This is a genomic window from Ensifer sp. ENS06 (assembly GCF_014852205.1).
Lineage (GTDB): Bacteria > Pseudomonadota > Alphaproteobacteria > Rhizobiales > Rhizobiaceae > Ensifer > Ensifer adhaerens.
Genome location: NZ_JACVBC010000005.1, coordinates 93,436 through 114,494 on the forward strand (window position 1 = coordinate 93,436; position 21,059 = coordinate 114,494).

Below are 21,059 nucleotides of genomic sequence, written 5' to 3' on the forward strand. Positions count from 1 at the left end.
CTGGTCCTAGAAGATGCTGCCGTGGCCAAGTTCCAACGCGCCGTCGGCGATCATGTCAGGCGTCCACGGCGGCTCGTACGTCAGCCGGACCTCGGCATATTCGACACCCGGCACATACCAGACGCAGTTCTGCACCGCTTCCTTGAGGAAGGCAGTCGCCGGGCAGCCCTTGATCGTCGTCGTCATGGTGACACGGGCAATGCCGCCCTCCTGAACGTCGATGTCATAGATCAGGCCGAGATCGACGACGTTCTTGCCCATTTCGGGGTCGATGATGATGCGCAAGGCATCGCGGATCCTCGCCTCGAGGTCCAGGGTTTCAGGCGCCGACATGGGAGCGCCTCCCACCGATGCGGATGAGGATCCGGTAGGTCTCGCCGGTCGCATCGAAATTGCCGGCCCATTTGTGGCCGCGCTTGGCGAGCTCCGGATAAAGGAACAGCGGTTCGCGCGCGAGCAAGGCGAACAGAACCTCGCCTTCGGCCATCTTCTCGGCCGCTGCCAGAATGCGCACCATAGGCTCCGGCGGATCGAGCTCCGTCAGGTCGAGCTGGCGGCTCGGGTCGGGCCAGGCGTCGAGATCCGTTTCGCTGACCGAAAGCCTGATCCCCTCGACCTCGCCTTCGGGCGTAAACAGAACCTCCCAGTCGCCATTGTCGAGCGGGCGGTCCTGATGGGTGAAGCCGCGACCCGCCATGACGCTGAAGAGCGGAACGGGCCGGAAGGTCGCGATCAGCTTCAGCGCCTGGCCCGGCGCCAGGCTGTCGACTGCATTCATGATGGCCTGGAACGGGTCGCTGCCGCCGCGCAAGTGCGGTCGGACGTCGAGTTCATAAGGATCTTGGCTCATGGGAACCTCCGTGAGGAAAAGATGGCAGAAACAGGCCTGGTCGAACAAGTCCATCAGGCAATCGAAGTTCGGCCGGAACGTTGATCAGTCGCCGTGTTCGCACGAACTCCAGGATGAGCGCATTGACGGCAATCAACTGGCCGAGGCTTGCAAAACGAAAAATAGGCGCGCTGCCGATCAGGAGGGCGAACGTGCCAACCGCGACCGTCAGATAAAAGAGCCGGAACCAGCGAAGGGCGGACGTTTCGCTGACGAGGTCCTGGACCCTCGGGGTCGGCATGCGCCCAAGCGCCGGCCCGTAACATTCGAGCCAGGTCATGAACGGCACGATCTTGTAGAGCTGGGCGAGCCCCATGCCCGTCAGCCATCCAAAGGTGGCGAGATAAATAACGGCGCCGATAGCCTCATCAATCCGGCCGGCCGAGAGCAGCGCGACGAAGAGCATAGCCGCGGCGACCAGTGACACGAAGGCGCCGATGCTGGCGCGGCTGTTGAGTTCGATCGCCTTGCGCCGGCGCTCCCGATAGATACGCAGGATATCGCCGACATAGATCGCGACCACGGCCGCGCCGGAACCGACGGCAAGGAGGAAAAGCGGCGAGCGACCAACGGTGCCCACGAGAATGACGGGCACTGCGGCCGCCAGAACGCCGAGGCAAAAGGCACCAAGCATGAAGACAACACGGCTGCTTGTCCGCTCTTTGTCTGGCGACAGCATGAACATGGTCAAAAGTCGATAGCTGACGCCCATGGTGGTGAAGCTCAACCAGCCGCAGAGGCCGAGGGAGGCATGAAGCGAGAGACCATCGACGGTGAGGTCGATCGCGCCCGCCGCGTCGATCAGGCCCGAGAGCACGCCAGCATAGACGCCGCCGAGCAGCATCGTGCCGAAGAGAGCGGCAAGGCCGACCGCGACGAAGCGGGCCGGTAGTGGCAGGGGGCGTGCATGCCAAAGCGTGACTGCGAAGGAAAAGCCCAGCACCGAAAAGCCAACGATCGAGAAAGCGGCTCCAAGAGGAAGCAGCGTCACGGGAACATCGATCGCACCGGAAAGACCGACGAAGCCGAAGGTCAGGGTGGCGATGCCGACGATAAGAAACAGGAGCGCCGGCAGGGCGACGGTCGGCAAGGACAGCGGCTGGCCGACGAGAACAGGTACGAATTGCAGCAATGCGCCGGTCATCAGCAGGCTTAGCCAACCGAGAGCGACAATATGGACGAGCGCCAGCGTTTCAGGCGCCTCAAGGGCTAAGACCGGATAACCAAAGCCGAGAACCATCATGGTCTCGCCAAGGACGAGGAAAATCAGCGCGGCCGCGAAATAGGACATGGTCCAGCGGGATAGCGTGGCTGCGAACATGGTGGTTCAACCCTTGGATCACGATGGCTCTGGTCGAGCCGAACAAGCGTGATCGATTCTCGTAAGTGGGAGCGGGATGAGAGCGGAAAATGACGCACGCTTTTTCTCACCCCGCTCTTGAAGGACACAAGGGCTCAGTGCCCGCCGCAGCAGCAGTCACAGCCGGAGGACTGTTGCCGACCGATCTCAACTCGCCAGACCTCCGGCCCCTGCTCGAGGTATTCCCAGGTGAATTCGCCCGGATAGCGGGTTTCCAGCTGGTAGTGCAGTGGACGCGGATCGTGGTCGTTAACGATGATGAAGGCGCCACCCTCGGCAAGTGCGTTCAACATGCCGAAGATTTTCGGATGGCGTTCTACCGGCGGGATCGTCCGCACATCGATAAGGGGCTTGTCGGTCTCTGCAATGGTCATGGTTATCCGATTCTGAGCGCCGTGGTTTGATGATGATCCGGGAAACGCCGGCGCACACGCCCCGGATTTCCGCAACCTAGCGACAGCGCCGCCGCGACATTTTGTCGAAGCGCAAACAAATCTCGCTTTGGCCTCGACCAACCCCGTCCTTGACTTTTCGCAAAGAGGTGCCTGCCAGCGCGGCCTAGAAAAGCTGTATCCATCGCCACCAAGATGAGGACGAAATGTTAGCTTCCGCGCTCCTGAAATACGGTGAAATGCGCCTGCCGCGCTACACGAGTTACCCGACCGCACCGCGCTTTGCCGCTGATGTCGGCGATCACACCTACGGCGACTGGCTGAAGGCGATCCCCGAGGGGCAGAACGTGTCGCTCTACCTGCACATCCCCTTCTGTCGTTCCATGTGCTGGTACTGTGGCTGCCACACGACGATCACCAAGAAGGACGATCCGATCCTCGACTATCTCGATGTGCTCCGAGACGAGATCCGCATGGTCGCCGATACCATTGGCCGGCCGCTTCCGGTCTCGGAGGTACATTTTGGCGGCGGCACGCCGACGATCATCGAGCCACGTGAATTCCTTGCGCTGATGACGTTGATGGGCGAGCGCTTCGCGCTGTCACCATCGGCCAATGTCGCCGTCGAGATCGATCCGCGCCGGCTGACGCTCGCCATGGCCGAGGCACTCGGCGAAGGCGGCGTTAGGCGTGCCAGCCTCGGCGTACAGAGCTTCGATCCCGTCGTGCAGAAGGCGATCAACCGCATCCAGAGCGAGAAGCAGACGGCCGAAGCCGTCGACCATCTGCGCGGCGCGGGCATCGGTGGCATCAATTTCGACCTGATCTACGGCCTGCCGCATCAGACGGTGCGCTCCTGCGTCGAGACGGTCGAAGCGGCCGTCGCGATGCGGCCGGAACGGTTCGCGGTTTTCGGTTACGCCCATGTGCCGAGCTTCAAGAAGCACCAGCGTATGATCGACGAGAACGCGCTGCCCGACAGTGCCGCCCGCGCCGAACAGGCGATGGCGATCAGCGAAGCGCTGGTCAAAGCCGGCTACCGCCAGATCGGCCTCGATCATTTTGCGCTTCCTGACGACGATCTCGTCACCGCACAGGAGGCTGGGCAACTCCGCCGCAACTTCCAGGGCTACACGACCGACACTTGCGAAACGCTGATCGGTTTCGGCGCCTCGGCAATCGGCCGCTCGCGCGACGGTTATGTCCAGAACGAGGTGCCCCCCGGCGTCTATGCAAGCCGCATCGCATCGGGACGGCTCGCAACCACCAAGGGCTACCGACTGACCGACGAGGACCGTTTGCGCGCCGCGATCATCGAGCGGCTGATGTGCGATTTCAGCGCGGATATGTCCGCAATCGCCGCAGCGCATGGCCGGGACTGGCAATCGTTCGTCGACGGCAATAGCAAACTGGCCGAACTGCGAAAGGATAGCGTGATCGATATCGCTGATGGCGTCATCACTGTGCGTCCCGAGCACCGCTTCGTCATCCGCGCGGTGGCGGCGGCCTTCGATGCCTATATCGACGAGTCCCAGAGGGTGCACAGCAAGGCGGCTTGAGGGCGCTGGTCGCCGGGAAGGTTTGGCTATTGCCAAGCGTTCCCGGCGCAATCACGCCGGCAATGCGCCGTCCGTCTCTTCCGTCATGCTCGACCCGAGCACTTCGTTGTTTTGTGCCACGAAATACGTTCGGATGCGCCTTGGATCCTCGCCTCAAGGGCGACGATGACGAAGTTTGGGGCAACTGCGCTCCCTGAAAACGAGCCGTTTCCAAGCTTATCGCTGGCAGCTCAGCGATACACTTTGGCAAAACTGCCCATCCAACACGTCATGCCCGGCTTTTCCCGAGCATCGAGACCCAGCCTCCTCCCCCCGAGAATAGCCGCGAGCGGATCGGCAAATCCGTCCCGAATGGCCGCGAAACGGCGCACGCGCGGCGGGCATACGGCTTCCGTTGAATCAAAGAGGCCCGGCGGTTGCAGGGCCTCTTGCTTCTCTCTCGACTTGGGGACCGCCCTACCCCACCAGATTGCGGTAGATCGCCGGCAGTGCCGCCGGCAGCCGCGAGATGTTGCCGACTACGGAATAGCCGTTCTGGCCGAACATGGCGGGCACGTAGGACTTCGCCTCCCGGTCGACCGTGACAGCGAAGGTGTTTATGCCGCTGCGCCGTGCCTCCGTGACCGCGCGACGGCTATCCTCGAGCGCAAAACGCCCCTCGTAGTGATCGATATCGTTGGGCTTGCCATCGGTCAGAACAAGCAAGAGCTTCTTGCGGTTCGGCTGCCGACGAAGCTCGGCCGAGGCATGCCGGATCGCAGCACCGATGCGGGTATAGTAGCCGGGTTTCAGTGCGGCAATGCGCGCTTCGACCAGCGGCCCCATAGCCTCGTTGAAGGCCTTCACGGTTTCCACCCGCACCCAGTCACGCCGCCTTGAGGTGAAGGTAAGGATCGAGTGGTTGTCGCCGCAGGCCGACAGCCCGTGCGCAAGGATGAGCAAAGCTTCTTTTTCCACGTCGAGCACCCGCCGGTTGTCTGACCAGGAATCGGTCGACAGCGACACGTCGACGAGGATCGTCACCGCCAGGTCATGCACCTGCGGCCGACTCATCAGATGGATGCGGTCGCTGCCCTGGCCGCCGGCGGCGAGATCGGTGCGGGCACGCACGACCGCGTCGAGATCGAGATCGGCGCCGTCAAGTTGTGCACGCAGCATCTCGTGCCGCGGGCGCAGCACTTCGAACTGGCGCCGCACCCGGCGGATCAAGCTCCGGCTTTCCTCGGTCAGTTCGCTCCGCTCTTCCTGGGCGGAAGCCGGCATTGCCAGCACGCGGCAATGGTCCTTGAGGTACTGCCCGGTCCGGTAGTTCCATTCGGGATAGGTCAGCTCGGCCGTCAGCGGCGTCGGATCGACGGCTTCCGGCGGCAGATCGAGATCGAAGCGGAATCGCGCCGAGGGCCGTCCCTTGCGCTCGCCGAGCGTCATGTCGTCCAGTTCCTCGGCAGCCTTGCTGTCGTGGTCGTCGCTGTCGTCGCCGGGACGGTCGACGTTGACCATCTCGGCCATGGCCAGGATCTTCTCGAAGCGATTGAGGATGAACGGGCTGCGTTCGCCCTTGCGGTTCTCCGGGTTTTCGCGCACCGCCACGTGGCGCTCAACCTCGACACCCTCACTCTGCGTGCCCGCTGTCGCGGCCACATCTTCGTCGCGCACGGTCGTGGTTTCGGCCCGCAACAGCGTGTCCGGCCATAGCGGCATCGGCAGCATCGGCAGGTAGCCGGGCGGCGCACGATGCGGGAAGATCACCGGCAGCGTCGTATCTGCCTCGCCTGTGGCCCTGCGCAACAGCCGCAGGATGCGGTTTTCAAGATGCTGCTCGATCGACGGCAGAGCGCCCCGCTTCCGCTCGGCAAGGGTAGCCTCGGCCAGACGCCGATAGCGCCGCCTAAGGCCTGGGAACCGCTGGAAGACGTCCTCGACCGTTTCCAGCGCGCGCGATATCAGCGCCAGGTCACGACGGAGCGGATCGGTCTCGCTGACGGGGTCGACCGGCATCGTCGCCATATAGGCGACGAGCCAGTGATAGAGATCCTGGTTCAGGTCTTTCGTCGGAAAAATGTCGATCTCGCCCGGCAGCATCAAGGACGCGTGGTCACGCGCCGGCTGGACGAGCTTCTCTTCGCCAAGTCCCATGCGCTGCCGCCACCGCAAGCGATGGGTCGACGTGCGCCCGCGGGCGGGCACGATCTGCACCGCTGGCTCGCCGCCATGTCCGCGAAAGCAAACGCCGAGCACCGGCAGCATGTCGGCGAGCTTCACCGCCTCCTCCGGATAACGCCGCCAGGTTCTGGTGTTGCCGACGAAACGGTGCCAGGCTCGTCCGACGGTTTCTTCGAGCTCGAGGAAATCAAGCATGGCTCACCTCAGGCGATCAGAGAACCGGCCACTTCGAGAAGTGCTGAGCGCACATCCGGTTCGTCGGTCAGAGGCTCGATCATCGCGGCCCGCACCGCATCCTTCACCGGCATTCCGGCATCAATCAGCGAGGCGCAATAGACGAGCAGCCGGGTCGACACGCCTTCTTCGAGATCATGCCCTTTCAGAGCGCGCAGGCGCTGCGCGAGGTTGACGAGCGGCGCCACCTGGCTCTCCAGCAGTCCGCTCTCTTGCGAAACGACTGAAATCTCCGCGTTGCGCGGCAGGAAATCGAACTCGATCGCCACGAAGCGCTGACGGGTGCTCGGCTTCAGGCTCTTCAAAAGGTTCTGGTAGCCGGGATTGTAGGACACGATCAGCATGAAGCTCGACGGTGCTTCGAGCAGTTCGCCGGTCCGTTCAAGCGGTAACATGCGGCGGTCGTCGGTCAGTGGATGCAGGACGACGGCGACGTCCTTGCGGGCTTCCACGATCTCGTCGAGATAGCAGACGCCGCCGTTGCGCACGGCCCGGGTCAGGGGGCCGTCGACCCAGACGGTGTCGCCACCCTTGAGCAGATAGCGACCGGTAAGGTCGGCGGCGGCCAGATCGTCATGGCAGGAAACGGTCGAAAGCGGCAGGCCGAGCTTCGCTGCCATGTGGCTGACGAAGCGGGTCTTGCCGCATCCTGTTGGTCCCTTCAAGAGCAGCGGCAGCTGGCGCACCCAGGCGCTTTCGAACAACGCGCATTCATTGCCGGAGGGGCTATAGGCGGGGATATCGAGCGCCGCGCGACTGACGGCAGATTGGACAGGGCTCATGGCAAGTCTCCATGCTGGGAATTCTTGGGGAGATGCCGGCGCGGCGAGCCGCGCCGGCTGGTCGGTTATTCAGCGGGTTGGACGACACCGGCGAGCTTCTCGCTGCGCTCGCGTCCGGGCACCAGAACGGCCCAGATGAACATCAGCGCCGAGATCAGGACGACGGCACCGGAACCGAGGCGGATCCAGTAGAACAGCGCCAGCTGGTCCTGGACGTCCATGTAGCTTTCGCCGAGCACGCGCTGCAGATGCGCCTGGAGAACACCGGCAAAGGTCAGCGCGAAGGTCATGACCGACATGGCGGTGCACATGATCCAGAAGCTCACCATCGACAGCCACTGGTTATACGGCGCACGGCCGCGGATCTCCGGGATGGCATAGGCCATGACCGCGAGGTTCAGCATCACGTAGGCGCCGAAGAAGGCGAGGTGTCCATGGGCCGCGGTCACCTGGGTGCCGTGGGTATAGTAGTTCACCGAAGACAGCGTGTGCAGGAAGCCCCAGACGCCAGCGCCGAAGAAGGCCATGACCGAGCAGCCGATCGACCAGAGGAGGGCTGCGCGGTTCGGATGCTTGCGGCCGGCCTTCCAGGTCATCACGAAGGTGAAGACCACCATGGTGAAGAAGGGGGCCACTTCCAGCGTCGAGAACAGCGAACCGATCCACTGCCAGTAGCCCGGCGCGCCGATCCAGTAGTAGTGGTGGCCCGTGCCGAGGATGCCGGAGAAGAGCGCCAGGCCGACGATGACATAGAGCCATTTTTCGACGACCTCACGGTCGATGCCGTTGAGCTTGATCATCAGGAAGGCGAGCACCGATGCCATGATCAGTTCCCAGACGCCTTCGACCCAGAGATGGACTACGTACCACCAGTACATCTTGTCGAGCGCCAGGTTGATCGGATTGTAGAAAGCGAAGAGGAAGAAGATCGCGACACCCCAAAGCCCGAAGATCAGGATGTTGGTGACGGTCGTCTTGCGGCCTTTCAACACCGTCAGTGTGATGTTGTAGAGGAACATCAGCGCGACGATGACGATACCGACCTTGATCGCGAAGGGCTGCTCGAGGAACTCACGCCCCTCGTGGATGTGCATGAGGTAGCCGACGACGGCAATGGCAGCGGCGATCAGGAAGATCCAGAACTGCGCGATGGCGATCTTCGTGCTGTAGAGCTCGGTTTCTGCCTCTTCCGGCAGCAGGTAGTAGGTCGCGCCCATGAAGCCCATGAGCAGCCAGACGATCAGCGCGTTGGTGTGGACCATGCGCACGATGTTGAAGGGCAGGAGCTCGGAGAGCGTGTTGGGCAGGACGTAGATGGTGCCGGCAAGCACGCCGAACAGCACCTGGGCGAGAAACAGGCCAAGCGCTCCGTAGAAATAGAGCATCGCGACCTTTTGGGTTTGGTATTTCATGGTGTCACACTCCACTCGGTTCGCTTAACCTGCCTCGTTCGGCGGCCAGTTCTGGGTCTTGATGCGGCTCGTCCATTCGAGGAAGTCGGCGAGGTCGTTGAGTTCCTGTTCGGTGAGATTGAACTGCGGCATCTGCCGCCGTCCCTCGATGCCGGTCGGCTGGGCAGCCATCCAGGCCTCAAGCGTATCGCGGGCGCCATCCGGATCGGCCTCGCCGCCGAATCGCCTCCAGACGTTGCCGAGCTCGGGCGCGAAATAGGCGCCCTCGCCGAGAAGCGTGTGGCAGTTGATACAGGAGTTCTTTTCCCAGACGTGTTTGCCGCGGGCGACCGCATCGGTCAGCGTCGACTCATCCGTCGAAGTCGTCCGCATGTAGTAGTGGCTGTGGGCGGTCAGCCCGACGAAGATTGCGAAGAAAAAGAAGGACCCGCCGTAAAAGACGTTACGGGCCCCGGTTTTGGTGAGGCGTTCTGCCATCACGTGGTCCTTTCGATTTCAGTTGGCCGCTGAGAGTGCGGCCGGCTGATCTGATCCCCTCCCCGTGCGGCGCAGCCGGCAACAATCGGGGCGACCTCATGTCTAGGGAAATCGGCGGCGGCTTCTTTGCGTTTCGGCAAACAAGTCCGCGGCTAGCCTCAGCTGATGAAAGCAGTGCTCAGGACCAGCTTGGCTGCAGCGACGAGGACGAGTGCTGCGGGCCAGATCAAAAGGCCAAGACGAAGGGCCGACGGCGCCTGCCGGAGCCCCATGAAATCGAGCGCGACGAACCGGCTTTTGACGATGGAGAGCCCGAGCAACACGACGATGACGAGGGTGGCCGGCCCGGCGACCGCTATCAGCGCCATGCCCGAAAACACGGCTACGGCAAGCAGCAGCCAGGTGTTGAACAATTGTCTGGGATTGCGATCGGTCATGGCACTCACACGAGATAGACGAGCGGGAACATCACGATCCAGACCAGATCGATCACGTGCCAGAGCGTGGTGATCAGCTCGACATTGCCGGGTTTCGGTCGCCAGGCAACGATGATGAGCACGAAGGCACCGAAGACGACGTGCAGCAGATGGAAGCCTGTGACGAGAAAATAGAGCTCGAAGAAGGAGCCGAACTGAGGATCGCCGGCAACGCCGGCCTCGGCGCTATATTCGAAGAGCTTGATCCCCACGAAGGCGAAGCCGAAAAGTGCTGCATTCACCAGCGCCCGCCGACGCTGCTTAAGCGATGCACTCGGCCTCGTCGCCAAGGCCGCCTGCCAGCCGCTTGTCAAAAGAACAAGCGTGTTGATACCGGCAAGCAGCGGATCGAGATGCGAGCGGGCGGCGGCAAACGCGTCCGGCTGGAGAAGACCCACAATCAGGAAGCCGACAAGCAGAATACCGAACGCGGCAAGTTCACTCCAGACGAGCACCCAGAGCAGCAAGGCGTCCGTCGTATCCTCTTCCACCGTTGCGGCAATCGGATGACTGCGGGCATCCATGTCAGCGCCTCCGTTCAAAAAACATCGTTCGAGCTAGGCGCGAGCGCGCACCCTGTCTTTGCGATTGAGCAAAGAAGCCGGCAGGGGGCGGGGCTATTGGCTGACAACAAAGGAGCCTTCCGATGACAGACGCACAGATCGGCCTTTCCGTCGCCACCCCCATCATCATCGTCTTCGCCCTCGTGCTCTATCGCATGGGCGTGCTTCAGCGCGGCGCGACGCTGTCGGCGATCCTCTCCTCCGTTGCGATCGCCATCGTTCTGTTTCTCGATCGCTGATCTGCAGACTTTGAGAAATGTCAAAGAGGATCATTGCCGTCGGGTGTAGTTCGAACCAACACTCAACGGAGCAGATCGATGCAGCAGCAATTTTCAGAACATCACGAGCTGGGGCAGGCTTACCGCGAGCTTTTATCCCTGTGTGATCGCCTCGAGACGCTGGCCGATTCCATCCCGCGCCGCATCGACCTGACGAGCTGCCGCGTGATCCTGACGGAGCTGCCGGAAAAGCTCAGGCGCGTCCACGCGCTGGAGGAAATGATCCTGTTTCCAGCAGTCGAAATTCAGCGGGCAGACGACGGCCGTTACGCCTTGATCGCACGGCTGCGCGCCGAGCATGACCAGGACGATCGGGCAGCCGTCGAGCTGGTACGTGTGCTGAAGGCGGTTCTCGACAACAGGCCATCGCTCAGCTGGGATGCGATCGGCTACATGCTGCGGGGCTTCTTCGAAACTGTTCGCCGCCATGTCGCAACGGAGCGCCTGCTTCTCTGGCGCCATGCGTGAGACAACCGATATGACCTATTTTCTCCTCGCCTTCGCCGTCTTCCTGCTGCTCCATCTGGTGCCGGCCTGGCCGGCGTTACGCCAGGGCCTGATCGACCGGCTCGGTCGCTCGACCTATTTCGCGGTGTATTCGCTTCTTTCCGTGCTTGCTCTCGGCTTCGTCTTTCACGCGGCCCTTCAGCTCGATTTCATCCCGCTCTGGGAACCGGCGGCCTGGCAGGCCTGGGTAACCTTCGTGCTGGCGCCACTCGGCATCTTTCTCGTGCTGGCTGGCCTCTTCAGCGAAAACGCGCTGTCGATCTCCATCTATCAGGGAAACGAGCGGCCCGGCGCCATCGTAACGATCACCCGTCACCCGGTGCTCTGGGGCTTCCTGCTCTGGGCCGCCGGTCACATCGTGCCCAATGGCGACTTGCGCGCGCTGGTTCTTTTCGGCGGTTTCGCACTGTTTTCCGCCGGTGGCTTCTTGATGCTTGAAAAGCGTGCCCGCCGGCGTTTGGGTGACAACTGGCAAGCGGCCTCGAAGGGCACGTCAGTCTGGCCCTTTGCGGCCATCATTCGAGGCGAAACCCGTTTGCGCGCCGATCCCGTGATGATCATCGCCGCCTTTGCCACCGTCGCGATTGCCGTGTGGCTGCTGCTTGGCGGTCACGAGGTCCTGTTCGGCGCCGATCCGCTGCTTCAGGCCACCGTCTCCTAGATCACGATGATTTTTGGTCCTCACCCTGCCAGGCCATAGCCTGCGGGGTGATCGGCAGTGCCAGCAGGTCGATCGCTCGGGCCGCCAGATGGTCGACGATGGCCGAGACGCTCTCAGGCCGATGATAGAAGGCCGGCACCGGCGGCATGATAATCGCCCCCATTTCCGTGACGGCGCACATACTGCGCAGGTGACCGAGATGCAGCGGTGTCTCGCGTGCCATCAGCACCAGCCTGCGCCGCTCCTTCAGATGCACGTCGGCTGCCCGTACCACGAGGTTATCGGCCATGCCGGCAGAGATCGCCGCAAGTGAGCGCATGGAGCACGGCGCAACGATCATGCCGGCCGTCGAAAACGATCCGCTCGCAATCGCCGCGCCGATATCGGCGTGGTCATAGGTCCGCGCGGCCAGACGCAGCAGGGATGGAAGAGCGCCTGCGCCGACCTCATGCGCGAGCGTGCGGTGCGCCGCCGGCGACAGAACCAGATGCAGCTCGACGCTTTCGATTTCGCTGAGCCGCTCCGCGATGCGCACCGCAATCGCAGCACCCGAAGCCCCGGTGACACCGAGGACGATCTTCAACCGGTTCATCGGGTCAGCCCTCCAAGCCCGAGACCGGCCCAGATCGCATCGACCTGACCCACGACCTCCGGCGACATTTCGAGCACCCGCCCCCATTCACGGTCGGTCTCGGCGCCGATCTTGTTGGTGGCGTCGAGCCCGAGCTTGCCACCGAGGCCGGAGCGTGGCGACGCGAAGTCGAGATAGTCGATCGGCGTGCCCTCGATCACGGTCACGTCGCGGCTGGCATCGAAGCGGGTCGCAAGAGCCCACATTACGTCGGACCAGTTGCGCACGTCGATATCCGGGTCGACGGCGATGATCAGCTTGGTGTAGCTGAACTGCGGCAAGACAGACCAAAGCCCCATCATCACGCGCTTGGCCTGACCGGGATAACGCTTGTCGATCGCGACGACCATGGCTCTGTAGGAGCAGGCCTCCGGCGGCAACCAGAGATCGGATATCTCCGGAAACTGCTTGCGAACCAGTGGCACGAACAGCCTGTTCATCGCCTCTCCGAGCCGCGAAGGCTCGTCCGGCGGTCGGCCGGTATAGGTGGAAAGATAGAGCGGATTCCGACGCATGGTGATCGCCGACAGACGCATGACCGGGAACGGCTCCACCGAATTGTAATAGCCGGTATGGTCGCCATAGGGGCCCTCCTCCGCGGTCTTGCTCGCCGAGACCGTACCCTCGATCACGATCTCCGCATTGGCCGGCACTGAAAGTGGCACGGTCTTCGCCTTCACGAGTTGCGTCCTGCCGCGCCGAAGCAGGCCTGAGAAATTCAGCTCGCTCAGTCCGTCCGGCAGCGGCATGACCGCAGAAAGGATCGTCGCTGGGTCGGCACCGATGACGACCGCGATCGGCATGTCCTGACCCAGGCGTTGCCAGAGACGATGGTGGCGGGCGCCGCCGCGGTGGGCGAGCCAGCGCACGATGGCGCGATCGGGCCCTAGCACCTGCATGCGATAGATCCCGACATTGACATCGAACGGATCATCCGGCGCGCGCGTGATCACCAGTGGCCAGGTAATCAGCGGCGCCGGCTCTCCCGGCCAGCACCATTGAACCGGCAGGCGCCCAAGGTCGATTTCCTGATCGCGCCAGACGACCTCCTGACACAGCGCACGCGTTACCTTTCGTGGCCGCATATACATCGCCGATCGGAGCAGAGGCAGCCGATCCCAGGCGTCGCGCAGCGACTGCGGCGCTCTCGGATCGCGCAGCTCCGCAAGTTCACCCGCAAGCGCATCGAGCCCGCCCGGCGCCAGGCCGAAACCACGCTCGATCCGGCGTTCCGACCCGAAGAGATTGGTCAGAAGCGGGATCGGTTGTGCGGCGCCTGTCGCATCGACCGGCCGCTCGAAGAGAAGCGCCGGCCCGTCGGCGGCAAGCACGCGGCGGTGGATTTCGGTCACCTCATGCACCAGCGAAACCGGTCGCGAAATCCGCTTCAAATCGCCTTCGCGCTCGAGCGCGTCGATAAAATCCTGAAGCGTTGCAAAGCCCTTTGACGGGCGAAAGGTCCTGTTCATGGAGCCTGTTTGTGGCGGCGAATGGCCCTTGTCTTTGACGTGGCGCAAACAACGACCGGCAGCAGGCGACTAGCATGCGCCGCATCGTTCGATTCCGACGCTCCACAGGTAGCAAATGACACTTCCGCTCGCGATCACCGCCCCCCTTAGCTTCGTTCCCATCGTCGCCATCGAAAGCGTGGTGCAGCGCGTCTTTGCCCATGTGATCGCGAGCCATCCGGGCCTCTTCGACCGTCTCGCTGATCATGCAGCCAAGCGCTACGCCTTCCAGCCGTCTGACCTGCCGATCGGCTTCCTTGTCGAACCGGCCGTGCCGCGCATCTCCGTACATCGCAAGGAGCGCACGCCGGTTTCCGATGCCTGCATGGAAGGCGAGCTCGTACTGCTCTTGGCGCTGCTCGAGGGCCGCATCGACGGCGACGCCGTGTTCTTTTCGCGCGATCTTGCCGTCAGCGGCGACATGGAGGCGATGCTGGCGCTGCGCAACGCACTCGACGACTGCGAGATCGACCTTCCAAGCGATCTCGCTGACATGGCCGGACCGCTGGCCCCGCTCGTGCGCCGCGCGGGAGAAAAGATCCGCGAACGTGCGCTTGGCCGCGTTCTCAAGGAGGAGGCTCCCCAATGGAACTGATCTGCCCCGCCGGCACGCCAGCTGCCTTCCGCGAAGCCGTCGATGCCGGTGCCGACGCGGTCTATTGCGGCTTTCGCGACGAGACGAACGCCCGCAATTTTCCGGGCTTGAACTTCTCGCGCGACGAACTCCGAACGGCAATTGCCTATGCCAAGCAGCGCAGGGTGATGACCTTTGTTGCGATCAACACCTTCATGCGCGCCGGCCAGGAGACGCTCTGGCATCAGGCGGTGGATGACGCCGTGGCACTTGGTGCCGATGCCGTCATCCTCGCGGATTTCGGCCTGATGGCTTATACGGTGGAACGCCATCCGCAGCAGCGGCTGCACGTTTCCGTCCAGGCCTCGGCCTCGAATGCCGACGCCGTGCGCTTCCTCGTCGAGACCTTCGCGGCAAAACGCGTTGTGTTGCCGCGCACCCTGACGATCGCCGACATCGCTCGCCTTGCCAAACAGATCGATTGCGAGATCGAGGTCTTTGCCTTCGGCGGCCTCTGTGTCATGGCCGAGGGGCGCTGTTCGCTCTCTTCCTACGCCACGGGCAAGTCGCCCAACATGAACGGTGTCTGCTCGCCCGCAAGCCACGTGCGCTATCGCCAGGACGGACGCGAGCTGGTGTCCGAGCTCGGCGATTACACTATCAACCGCTTCCCGGCGGGCGAAGCCGCTGGCTATCCGACGCTCTGCAAGGGGCGCTTCGACATTGCGGAGGACCGCGGCTACGCCTTCGAGGACCCGGTTTCACTCGACGTCATGGACCATATCGATGCCCTGCGCAGCGCCGGCGTCAGCGCGCTGAAGATCGAGGGCCGGCAGCGCGGCAAGGCCTATGTCGCCGAGGTCGTGTCAGTGATGCGGCGGGCACTGACCGCCAGCGCCACCGAGCGGCCCGCATTGGTGTCGCGGCTGAAGGCGCTCAGCGAAGGCCAGAAGACGACAACAGGCGCCTACGAAAAGCGCTGGAGGTAATCGGCCCATGACCATATCGACAAGCCCATCCAAGCCCGTCCTGAGCCTCGGCCCGGTCTACTATCTCTGGGATGGCCCCAAATGGCGCGATTTCTATTTCCGCATCGCTGACGAAGCGCCGATCGCCCACGTCACGATCGGCGAGGCCGTCTGCTCGAAGCGGCTGCATTTCATCGAGCCCCATGTCGGCGAGGTCATCGAACGGCTGGAGAATGCCGGCAAGCAGGTGAGCCTCGCCTCGCTCGCGCTGGTGACGCTGGAACGTGAAAGCCAGTTGGTGCGCGGGCTGGTGCGTGACAGCGCCCATCCGATCGAGGTCAATGACCTATCCGCGCTGCACCTGCTTGCCGGCAAGCCGCATTCTATCGGGCCGCTGGTCAACGTCTATAACGGCGCGACTGCCCGGCTCTTGGCCTCGAGGGGCGCGATGAGCATCTGTCTGCCGCCAGAACTGCCGATGACGTCGGTGCGCGGCATTATCGAGGAAAGTCCGGGGGTCGCCTTCGAGGTCTTCGCGTTCGGCCGCGTACCGCTGGCGATTTCGGCGCGTTGCGCCCATGCCCGCTCCAAGGGGCTGATCAAGGACAATTGCCAGTTCATCTGCGGCGAAGACCCTGACGGCCTGACCGTCGAGACCCTCGACAGCCAGCCTTTTCTGGCGCTGAACGGCGTACAGACCATGTCGCACACCTGCCAGGTGCTGCTGCAGGAACTGCCAGAGCTTGCCGCCGCCGGCGTTTCCCGCGTTCGGCTGTCGCCGCAGGATTGCGACATGGCGGCCGTGGCCCGCATCTTCGACGATGTCATCGCCGGGCGATGCTGGCCACGTGAAGCACAGGCGGATCTTGGCGGCGTTTACCCAAACAGGCCGTTTTCCAATGGTTTCCACCACGGTCAGACAGGAGCGGCATGGATATCCGCCGAAGCAAGTTAGCGAGGTGAGGAGGCGCATACATCGCCTCGCATTCGCGAATTGCGTCCTTCGCAGGATCCACCTGTCGGTTACAGCGCTTGCGCAGGCTGATGAACCGACGCATTGGCGACAGCGAGAAAGTTTGCGCATGCCGCGTTCCGATCATTGGTGCGCCAAAGCAAGCCAGTTTCAACTGTCGGGACGCGCCCGGAAAGCGGCAGATAGGTCACCCCGTCTCGCTGCAGCCTGGTCATGGACTGCGGCACCAGTGCGACACCCATCCCGGAGCCCACGAGTCCGATGATCGTCTGCATCTGTATAGCCTCCTGGAAGACGGAGAAGGCTGAGCGATGCTCGGCGAAGTAGCCCGAAACAAGGTCGTGAAAGATCGGCGCGGACCGCCGTGGAAAGAGGATCAGTGGCGCGGCGAAGAACGCGGCAGGTTCGAGTATCCCCTCGCAGAAGCCGTCGCGCCCTTCGTCTATCCAGGATGACGGGACCGCGGCAATCAGCGGTTCGCGAAGGATCGGGCGATAGCTCAGGGTTTGGCTCAGCGAACTGGATGGCGGAGCGATGACGATGCCGACATCGACTTCGCTCCTCAGCAGGGCATCGATCTGCACGTCGCTTGTCGCTTCGCGCAGAGAGAGCTCGACGTTTGGATAGGCAGCCCGAAAGCGACCGACGGCTGCTGGCAGCAGGCTATAGTCGACAGTACTGACGAAGGACAGGCGCAGGAGCCCCATTTCGCCGCGTGCAAGCTTTCTCGCGATATCAGGCAGCGCTGTCGCCTCTGCCAGAACGCGTCGGGCATGCACAAACCATTGCTCGCCGACGGGCGTGAGTTTCACCTCGCGTTTGGTGCGATCGAAAAGCCGCAATCCGAGTTCTCTTTCCAGCGCCTGGATCGCTTGACTGAGCGGCGGTTGCGTCATGTTGAGGCGTTCGGCGGCGCGGCCGAAATGAAGTTCCTCGGCAACCGCCACGAACTGGCGAATCTGTCTCAGGTCCATGTTGCTCATTAATATGTTCGGCGACCTAAATTGGCGTCATAAATATATTTCACAACTCTTTTGCGCGCCAGTAGGTTGGTCTCGCTTTCGGGAGGCCAAGATGCACAACCAACGATCCAGACAGATTACAGAAGGCGTCGCCCGTTCGCCGAACCGGGCAATGTATTATGCGCTCGGATACAAGAAGGCCGATTTCGCCAAGCCGATGATTGGTATTGCCAATGGCCACTCGACGATCACGCCCTGCAATGCCGGGCTGCAGCCACTCGCGGACGCGGCCGTAGCCGCGATCAAGGCTGCTGGAGCCAACCCACAGATATTCGGGACGCCGACGATTTCGGACGGCATGTCCATGGGGACAGAGGGCATGAAATACTCCCTCGTCTCGCGTGAGGTAATTGCCGACTGCGTCGAGACGACGGTGCAGGGTCAATGGATGGACGGCGTTCTGGTGCTCGGCGGCTGCGACAAGAACATGCCGGGCGGCATGATCGGCATTCTCCGCGCCAATGTCCCGGCCATCTATGTCTATGGCGGCACGATAAAGCCCGGTCTCTGGAAGGGGCAGAGCCTCTCGGTCGTTTCGGCATTCGAGGCCGTCGGCGCCTACATGGCAGGCCAGATGAGCGCGGAGGATTTCGAAGGCATAGAGCGAAATGCCTGTCCGACGACCGGATCCTGCGGCGGCATGTACACGGCCAACACGATGAGTTCCTCGTTTGAAGCCCTGGGCATGTCCCTGCTCTACTCGTCGAACATGGCCAATCCCGACCGGGAGAAGATCGACAGCACCGTCGAATCGGCACGCGTCCTGGTGGATGCCGTGAAGAAGGGCATCAGGCCGCGGGACATCGTCACGCGGCAATCGATTGAAAACGCAGTCACACTCGTCATGGCGACGGGTGGCTCGACGAACGCCGTGCTGCACTACCTGGCGATCGCGCATGCGGCTGAGGTCGACTGGACGTTGGAGGATTTCGAGCGCGTGCGTCGCCAGGTTCCGGTGATCTGCGACCTGAAGCCGTCCGGCCGCTATATGGCCGTCGACCTTCACAAGGCCGGGGGCGTGCCGCAGGTACTGAAACTCCTGTTGAACGCGGGCCTGCTCTACGGTGATTGTCTTACGATAACCGGCAGGACAATCGGAGAGGAACTCTCGCACGTGCCGGATAGGCCCACCGCAGAGCAGGAGGTCATCCGGCCGCTCAGTGCACCTCTTTATCGCGAAGGACATCTCGCGATCCTCAATGGCAATCTCGCCGAAGGCGGGGCGGTTGCGAAGATCAGCGGGCTCAAGCGCCCCGTCATGACCGGTCCGGCGCGGGTCTTTGAGGACGAGCAGTCCGCCATGGATGCCATTCTCTCCGACACAATAAGGCCAGGTGATATCCTCGTCCTTCGTTATCTCGGCCCGAAGGGCGGACCGGGCATGCCGGAAATGCTCGCTCCCACATCGGCGATCATCGGGCGCGGTCTCGGCGAGAGCGTCGGCCTTGTCACCGACGGGCGGTTTTCCGGTGGCACATGGGGCATGGTCGTCGGCCATGTCTCCCCGGAAGCGTTCGAAGGCGGAACGATCGCCCTCGTCGAGGATGGTGACCAGATCACAATCGACGCTGGCAAGCGGCTCCTGCAGCTTAACCTGCCGGTAGACGAGATCGCCCGACGGCGGGCGTTGTGGCGCCAGCCTGTGCCGCGTTATCGGCGCGGCGTGCTGGCAAAGTATGCGGCCCTGGTGCGCCCGGCCAGCGAAGGTGCGGTCACCGGCTGACGTTGCTGAGTATTTTCGACAGCCGTCGGAAAACCGGTTCATCGACGCCGACCCAGAGGCGGGTGGGCGCCGCAGCCTCAATCTGCAACGCTGCCGACCGGTACTCGGTTGGAGAACAGGTTCAAGGCGGCGTACTGCAGAAGCATGATCGTCTTGCCATCGCGGATGGCGCCAGAGCGGATCATGGCAAGCGCCTCGTCTATGCCAAGTTCGAGAACTGCGATATCCTCGCCTTCGTCTTCGTTACCGCCGCCCTGGGATGTGCGGTCGCCGGGCTGGTACTCGCCAACGAAGAAATGCAGGCGCTCGGTCACCGAGCCTGGGCTCATGAAGGCGTCGAACACCTGTCGCACGTCGCGCACGCGAAAGCCCGTCTCCTCCTCCGTTTCCGCGCGGATGCGCGCTTCCGGTTCGGCGTTGTCGAGCAGTCCCGCCGGCGCCTCGACGAGCAGATCGTCATGGCCGTTGACGAAGGCTGGGTAGCGAAACTGTCGGGTCAGGATCACGGTGCGGCGGACCGGATCGTAGAGCAGGATCGTCGCGCCGTTGCCGCGATCGTAGGTTTCCCGTGACTGCCGCTGCCAGCTCCCGTCGCCGCGCAGAAAGGAAAAGGTGGTCTTCTTCAGGACGTACCAATCGTCCGAGAGAATAGTGACGCCTTCCACTTGAATTCGGTGTGCAATGCTCATGCTGCCCTCCATTGATAATGGCTGTGATGCGGTCGGGCAATTTCGTGCATTTTCGTGCAATGTCAAGATTTTTCGTGTACGGACGTCGCCCTGCGGCAGGGATATCGGGCGGCGTTTGTTGCGGAAACGGCGAGTGCCGTGGGGTCAATCCCGCGGCACTCGGGTCAGCCGATTATGGTCTATCGGCATCCGCCTATCGCAACGGGAAGGCGACCGGCCGGATCGGAGCTGCGTCGGCGCCACGGAACTTCAACGACGCGCCGACGAAGGCAAACTCGTAGACCCTGTCCTTGGACAGTTGTTCGAGATTGATGAGCTCAATGATCGGAGCGCCTTGCTGCGCGAGCAGGTAGGTGTGAACGGGAATGTAGTTGTTTTCCGTTTCGGCCGGGAAGGCTTCGAAGCTCAGGTTATCTGCGCCCACCACCATGGCGCCGCCGTCCTCGACGAGGAACTTTGCCGCGTCGATGCTGAGGCCGGGAGGGTTGCTCATATAGGCGGACTTGTCTTCGTAGTTCTGCATGCGACCCGTGCGGATCAAGGCGACATCGCCCTCCGCCAGCGTCACGCCCTGGCTTTTCAGCGCGTCTTCGAGATCCTTGCGCGTGATCCGGTAGTTGTCGGGCAGCATCTGCATGCCTTTGGCTGCCGCGACGTCGATCATCACGCCGCGCGCGACGATCGGCGGCAGCTTTTCGGCGCCGGTGATGGTCCAACCCTGGTCCCCGAGGTGATCGGCAGCGGCATAGCCATTCCAGATCTTGCCGTTCAGGCCGAAGTGATTGAGCGCGTCAATGTGGGTACCCATGTGGGCATACATAGAAACCGCCGAGCCGGTGTAGCTGACATGGGCGTTCATCTCCTTGCCGACCTTCATCGGATCGGAGACCAGGGTGCCATTCGGCGTGTGCGTCATCCACATCTGGTAGGGCGGGTCCCCGGCCGCCTCCCAGCTGGGCATGCCGATGAAATACTCGACCGCGAGGTCGTAGGACTTGCTCCCCTCGATCCGCGACAAAATGGCGGCGCGGGAATCCGGCGTGATGAGGTTGAGGCGCCCGATCTCGTCCTTCGGCCCCCACGGGCTCTTGCCGACCTCCTGCGCGAAGGCCGGGCCGCCGACGAGGCTGGCGACGAGAGAAGCGACCAAGACACGCTCCAGGACTGCGGTGTTGAACATGATGAACTCCTTCTTCTGGTCTTCCCGCGATATCAGGA

General features: G+C 62.8%; 23 protein-coding genes. 8 read left to right on the forward strand and 15 right to left on the reverse strand.

Translation table 11 applies throughout. The features are described from left to right. Nucleotides 1-6: 6 nt before the first annotated feature. The 4 genes from IB279_RS19610 to IB279_RS19625 all read right to left on the reverse strand — a co-directional run bounded on the left by IB279_RS19610 (nt 7) and on the right by IB279_RS19625 (nt 2,623). Entirely contained in the window at nt 7-333 is a 327-nt protein-coding gene (locus tag IB279_RS19610) for a metal-sulfur cluster assembly factor (RefSeq protein ID WP_034790566.1), read from the reverse strand. Next, nucleotides 320-850: a DUF2249 domain-containing protein gene (locus IB279_RS19615; protein WP_034790568.1), complete on the reverse strand. Its 531-nt coding sequence runs from the start codon at nt 848-850 to the stop codon at nt 320-322. The genes IB279_RS19610 and IB279_RS19615 overlap by 14 nt, the downstream gene beginning before the upstream one ends. Further along, nucleotides 831-2,210 (reverse strand): hypothetical protein, encoded by a 1,380-nt coding sequence (locus IB279_RS19620; protein WP_192339584.1) that lies wholly within the window; start codon nt 2,208-2,210, stop codon nt 831-833. Before IB279_RS19620 ends, IB279_RS19615 begins: the two co-directional genes overlap by 20 nt. A 134-nt stretch (nt 2,211-2,344) precedes the next feature. Beyond that, nucleotides 2,345-2,623: a DUF2249 domain-containing protein gene (locus tag IB279_RS19625; RefSeq protein ID WP_192339585.1), complete on the reverse strand. Its 279-nt coding sequence runs from the start codon at nt 2,621-2,623 to the stop codon at nt 2,345-2,347. 224 nt (nt 2,624-2,847) lie between these two features. Between IB279_RS19625 and hemN the strand changes: the two genes are divergently transcribed. After that, nucleotides 2,848-4,200 carry an oxygen-independent coproporphyrinogen III oxidase gene (gene hemN / locus IB279_RS19630; protein WP_192339587.1) on the forward strand — a complete coding sequence of 451 codons (1,353 nt, stop codon included), beginning with the start codon at nt 2,848-2,850 and terminating at the stop codon, nt 4,198-4,200. 456 nt (nt 4,201-4,656) lie between these two features. On the opposite strand, the gene IB279_RS19635 is transcribed toward hemN, so the two are convergent. The 6 genes from IB279_RS19635 to IB279_RS19660 form a co-directional block, all read right to left on the reverse strand. Further along, on the reverse strand, nt 4,657-6,558 hold the full coding sequence (locus IB279_RS19635; RefSeq protein WP_034790593.1) for a nitric oxide reductase activation protein NorD: 1,902 nt from the start codon (nt 6,556-6,558) through the stop codon (nt 4,657-4,659). Between the two features lie 8 nt (nt 6,559-6,566). Further along, on the reverse strand, nt 6,567-7,379 hold the full coding sequence (locus IB279_RS19640) for a CbbQ/NirQ/NorQ/GpvN family protein (RefSeq protein WP_060521135.1): 813 nt from the start codon (nt 7,377-7,379) through the stop codon (nt 6,567-6,569). A 65-nt stretch (nt 7,380-7,444) separates the two neighbouring features. Then, nucleotides 7,445-8,791, reverse strand: a complete 1,347-nt coding sequence (locus tag IB279_RS19645; protein WP_034790597.1) for a nitric-oxide reductase large subunit — start codon at nt 8,789-8,791, stop codon at nt 7,445-7,447. Between the two features lie 24 nt (nt 8,792-8,815). Then, complete coding sequence (locus tag IB279_RS19650; RefSeq protein WP_192339589.1) at nt 8,816-9,268, reverse strand: cytochrome c; 453 nt, start codon at nt 9,266-9,268, stop codon at nt 8,816-8,818. Nucleotides 9,269-9,426: 158 nt separating this feature from the next. Further along, a complete protein-coding gene (locus tag IB279_RS19655; protein WP_113187728.1) occupies nt 9,427-9,705 on the reverse strand; it encodes a cytochrome C oxidase subunit IV family protein in 279 nt (92 codons plus the stop codon). A 5-nt stretch (nt 9,706-9,710) separates the two neighbouring features. After that, nucleotides 9,711-10,268, reverse strand: a complete 558-nt coding sequence (locus IB279_RS19660) for a cytochrome c oxidase subunit 3 (RefSeq protein ID WP_089044839.1) — start codon at nt 10,266-10,268, stop codon at nt 9,711-9,713. A gap of 122 nt (nt 10,269-10,390) precedes the next feature. Between IB279_RS19660 and IB279_RS19665 the strand changes: the two genes are divergently transcribed. From IB279_RS19665 to IB279_RS19675, 3 genes are all read left to right on the forward strand, one after another. Beyond that, on the forward strand, nt 10,391-10,546 hold the full coding sequence (locus IB279_RS19665) for a hypothetical protein (protein WP_089044838.1): 156 nt from the start codon (nt 10,391-10,393) through the stop codon (nt 10,544-10,546). A gap of 78 nt (nt 10,547-10,624) precedes the next feature. Beyond that, nucleotides 10,625-11,053 carry a hemerythrin domain-containing protein gene (locus tag IB279_RS19670; RefSeq protein ID WP_051659203.1) on the forward strand — a complete coding sequence of 143 codons (429 nt, stop codon included), beginning with the start codon at nt 10,625-10,627 and terminating at the stop codon, nt 11,051-11,053. Nucleotides 11,054-11,063: 10 nt separating this feature from the next. Further along, nucleotides 11,064-11,753 carry an NnrU family protein gene (locus IB279_RS19675; protein WP_034790603.1) on the forward strand — a complete coding sequence of 230 codons (690 nt, stop codon included), beginning with the start codon at nt 11,064-11,066 and terminating at the stop codon, nt 11,751-11,753. A 1-nt stretch (nt 11,754) separates the two neighbouring features. On the opposite strand, the gene IB279_RS19680 is transcribed toward IB279_RS19675, so the two are convergent. Together IB279_RS19680 and IB279_RS19685 are read right to left on the reverse strand one after the other, a co-directional pair. Next, a complete protein-coding gene (locus IB279_RS19680; RefSeq protein WP_192339591.1) occupies nt 11,755-12,345 on the reverse strand; it encodes a UbiX family flavin prenyltransferase in 591 nt (196 codons plus the stop codon). Continuing rightward, nucleotides 12,342-13,853, reverse strand: a complete 1,512-nt coding sequence (locus IB279_RS19685) for a UbiD family decarboxylase (RefSeq protein WP_034790612.1) — start codon at nt 13,851-13,853, stop codon at nt 12,342-12,344. The genes IB279_RS19680 and IB279_RS19685 overlap by 4 nt, the downstream gene beginning before the upstream one ends. Nucleotides 13,854-13,968: 115 nt before the next feature. Between IB279_RS19685 and IB279_RS19690 the strand changes: the two genes are divergently transcribed. From IB279_RS19690 to IB279_RS19700, 3 genes are read left to right on the forward strand one after another with little or no spacing between them, the layout of a single operon-like run. Beyond that, complete coding sequence (locus IB279_RS19690) at nt 13,969-14,487, forward strand: SCP2 domain-containing protein (RefSeq protein WP_034790616.1); 519 nt, start codon at nt 13,969-13,971, stop codon at nt 14,485-14,487. Further along, entirely contained in the window at nt 14,478-15,455 is a 978-nt protein-coding gene (locus IB279_RS19695; protein ID WP_034790618.1) for a peptidase U32 family protein, read from the forward strand. Before IB279_RS19690 ends, IB279_RS19695 begins: the two co-directional genes overlap by 10 nt. Before the next feature lie 7 nt (nt 15,456-15,462). Further along, the gene (locus IB279_RS19700; RefSeq protein WP_090297290.1) at nt 15,463-16,389 is read left to right on the forward strand and encodes a U32 family peptidase; all 927 of its coding nucleotides are present in this window, start codon (nt 15,463-15,465) and stop codon (nt 16,387-16,389) included. 68 nt (nt 16,390-16,457) lie between these two features. Here the strand turns inward: IB279_RS19700 and IB279_RS19705 are convergent, their stop codons facing one another. After that, nucleotides 16,458-17,381, reverse strand: coding sequence for a LysR family transcriptional regulator (locus IB279_RS19705; protein WP_034790818.1), 924 nt, complete (start codon nt 17,379-17,381; stop codon nt 16,458-16,460). A 100-nt stretch (nt 17,382-17,481) separates the two neighbouring features. Here IB279_RS19705 and ilvD point away from each other — a divergent pair, with 100 nt between their 5' ends. After that, nucleotides 17,482-19,152, forward strand: a complete 1,671-nt coding sequence (gene ilvD / locus IB279_RS19710) for a dihydroxy-acid dehydratase (protein WP_060610597.1) — start codon at nt 17,482-17,484, stop codon at nt 19,150-19,152. A 77-nt stretch (nt 19,153-19,229) separates the two neighbouring features. On the opposite strand, the gene IB279_RS19715 is transcribed toward ilvD, so the two are convergent. Continuing rightward, nucleotides 19,230-19,841, reverse strand: coding sequence for an NUDIX domain-containing protein (locus IB279_RS19715; protein ID WP_060610594.1), 612 nt, complete (start codon nt 19,839-19,841; stop codon nt 19,230-19,232). Nucleotides 19,842-20,034: 193 nt separating this feature from the next. Then, nucleotides 20,035-21,021 (reverse strand): cyclase family protein, encoded by a 987-nt coding sequence (locus tag IB279_RS19720; RefSeq protein ID WP_060583494.1) that lies wholly within the window; start codon nt 21,019-21,021, stop codon nt 20,035-20,037. Nucleotides 21,022-21,059: the final 38 nt, after the last annotated feature.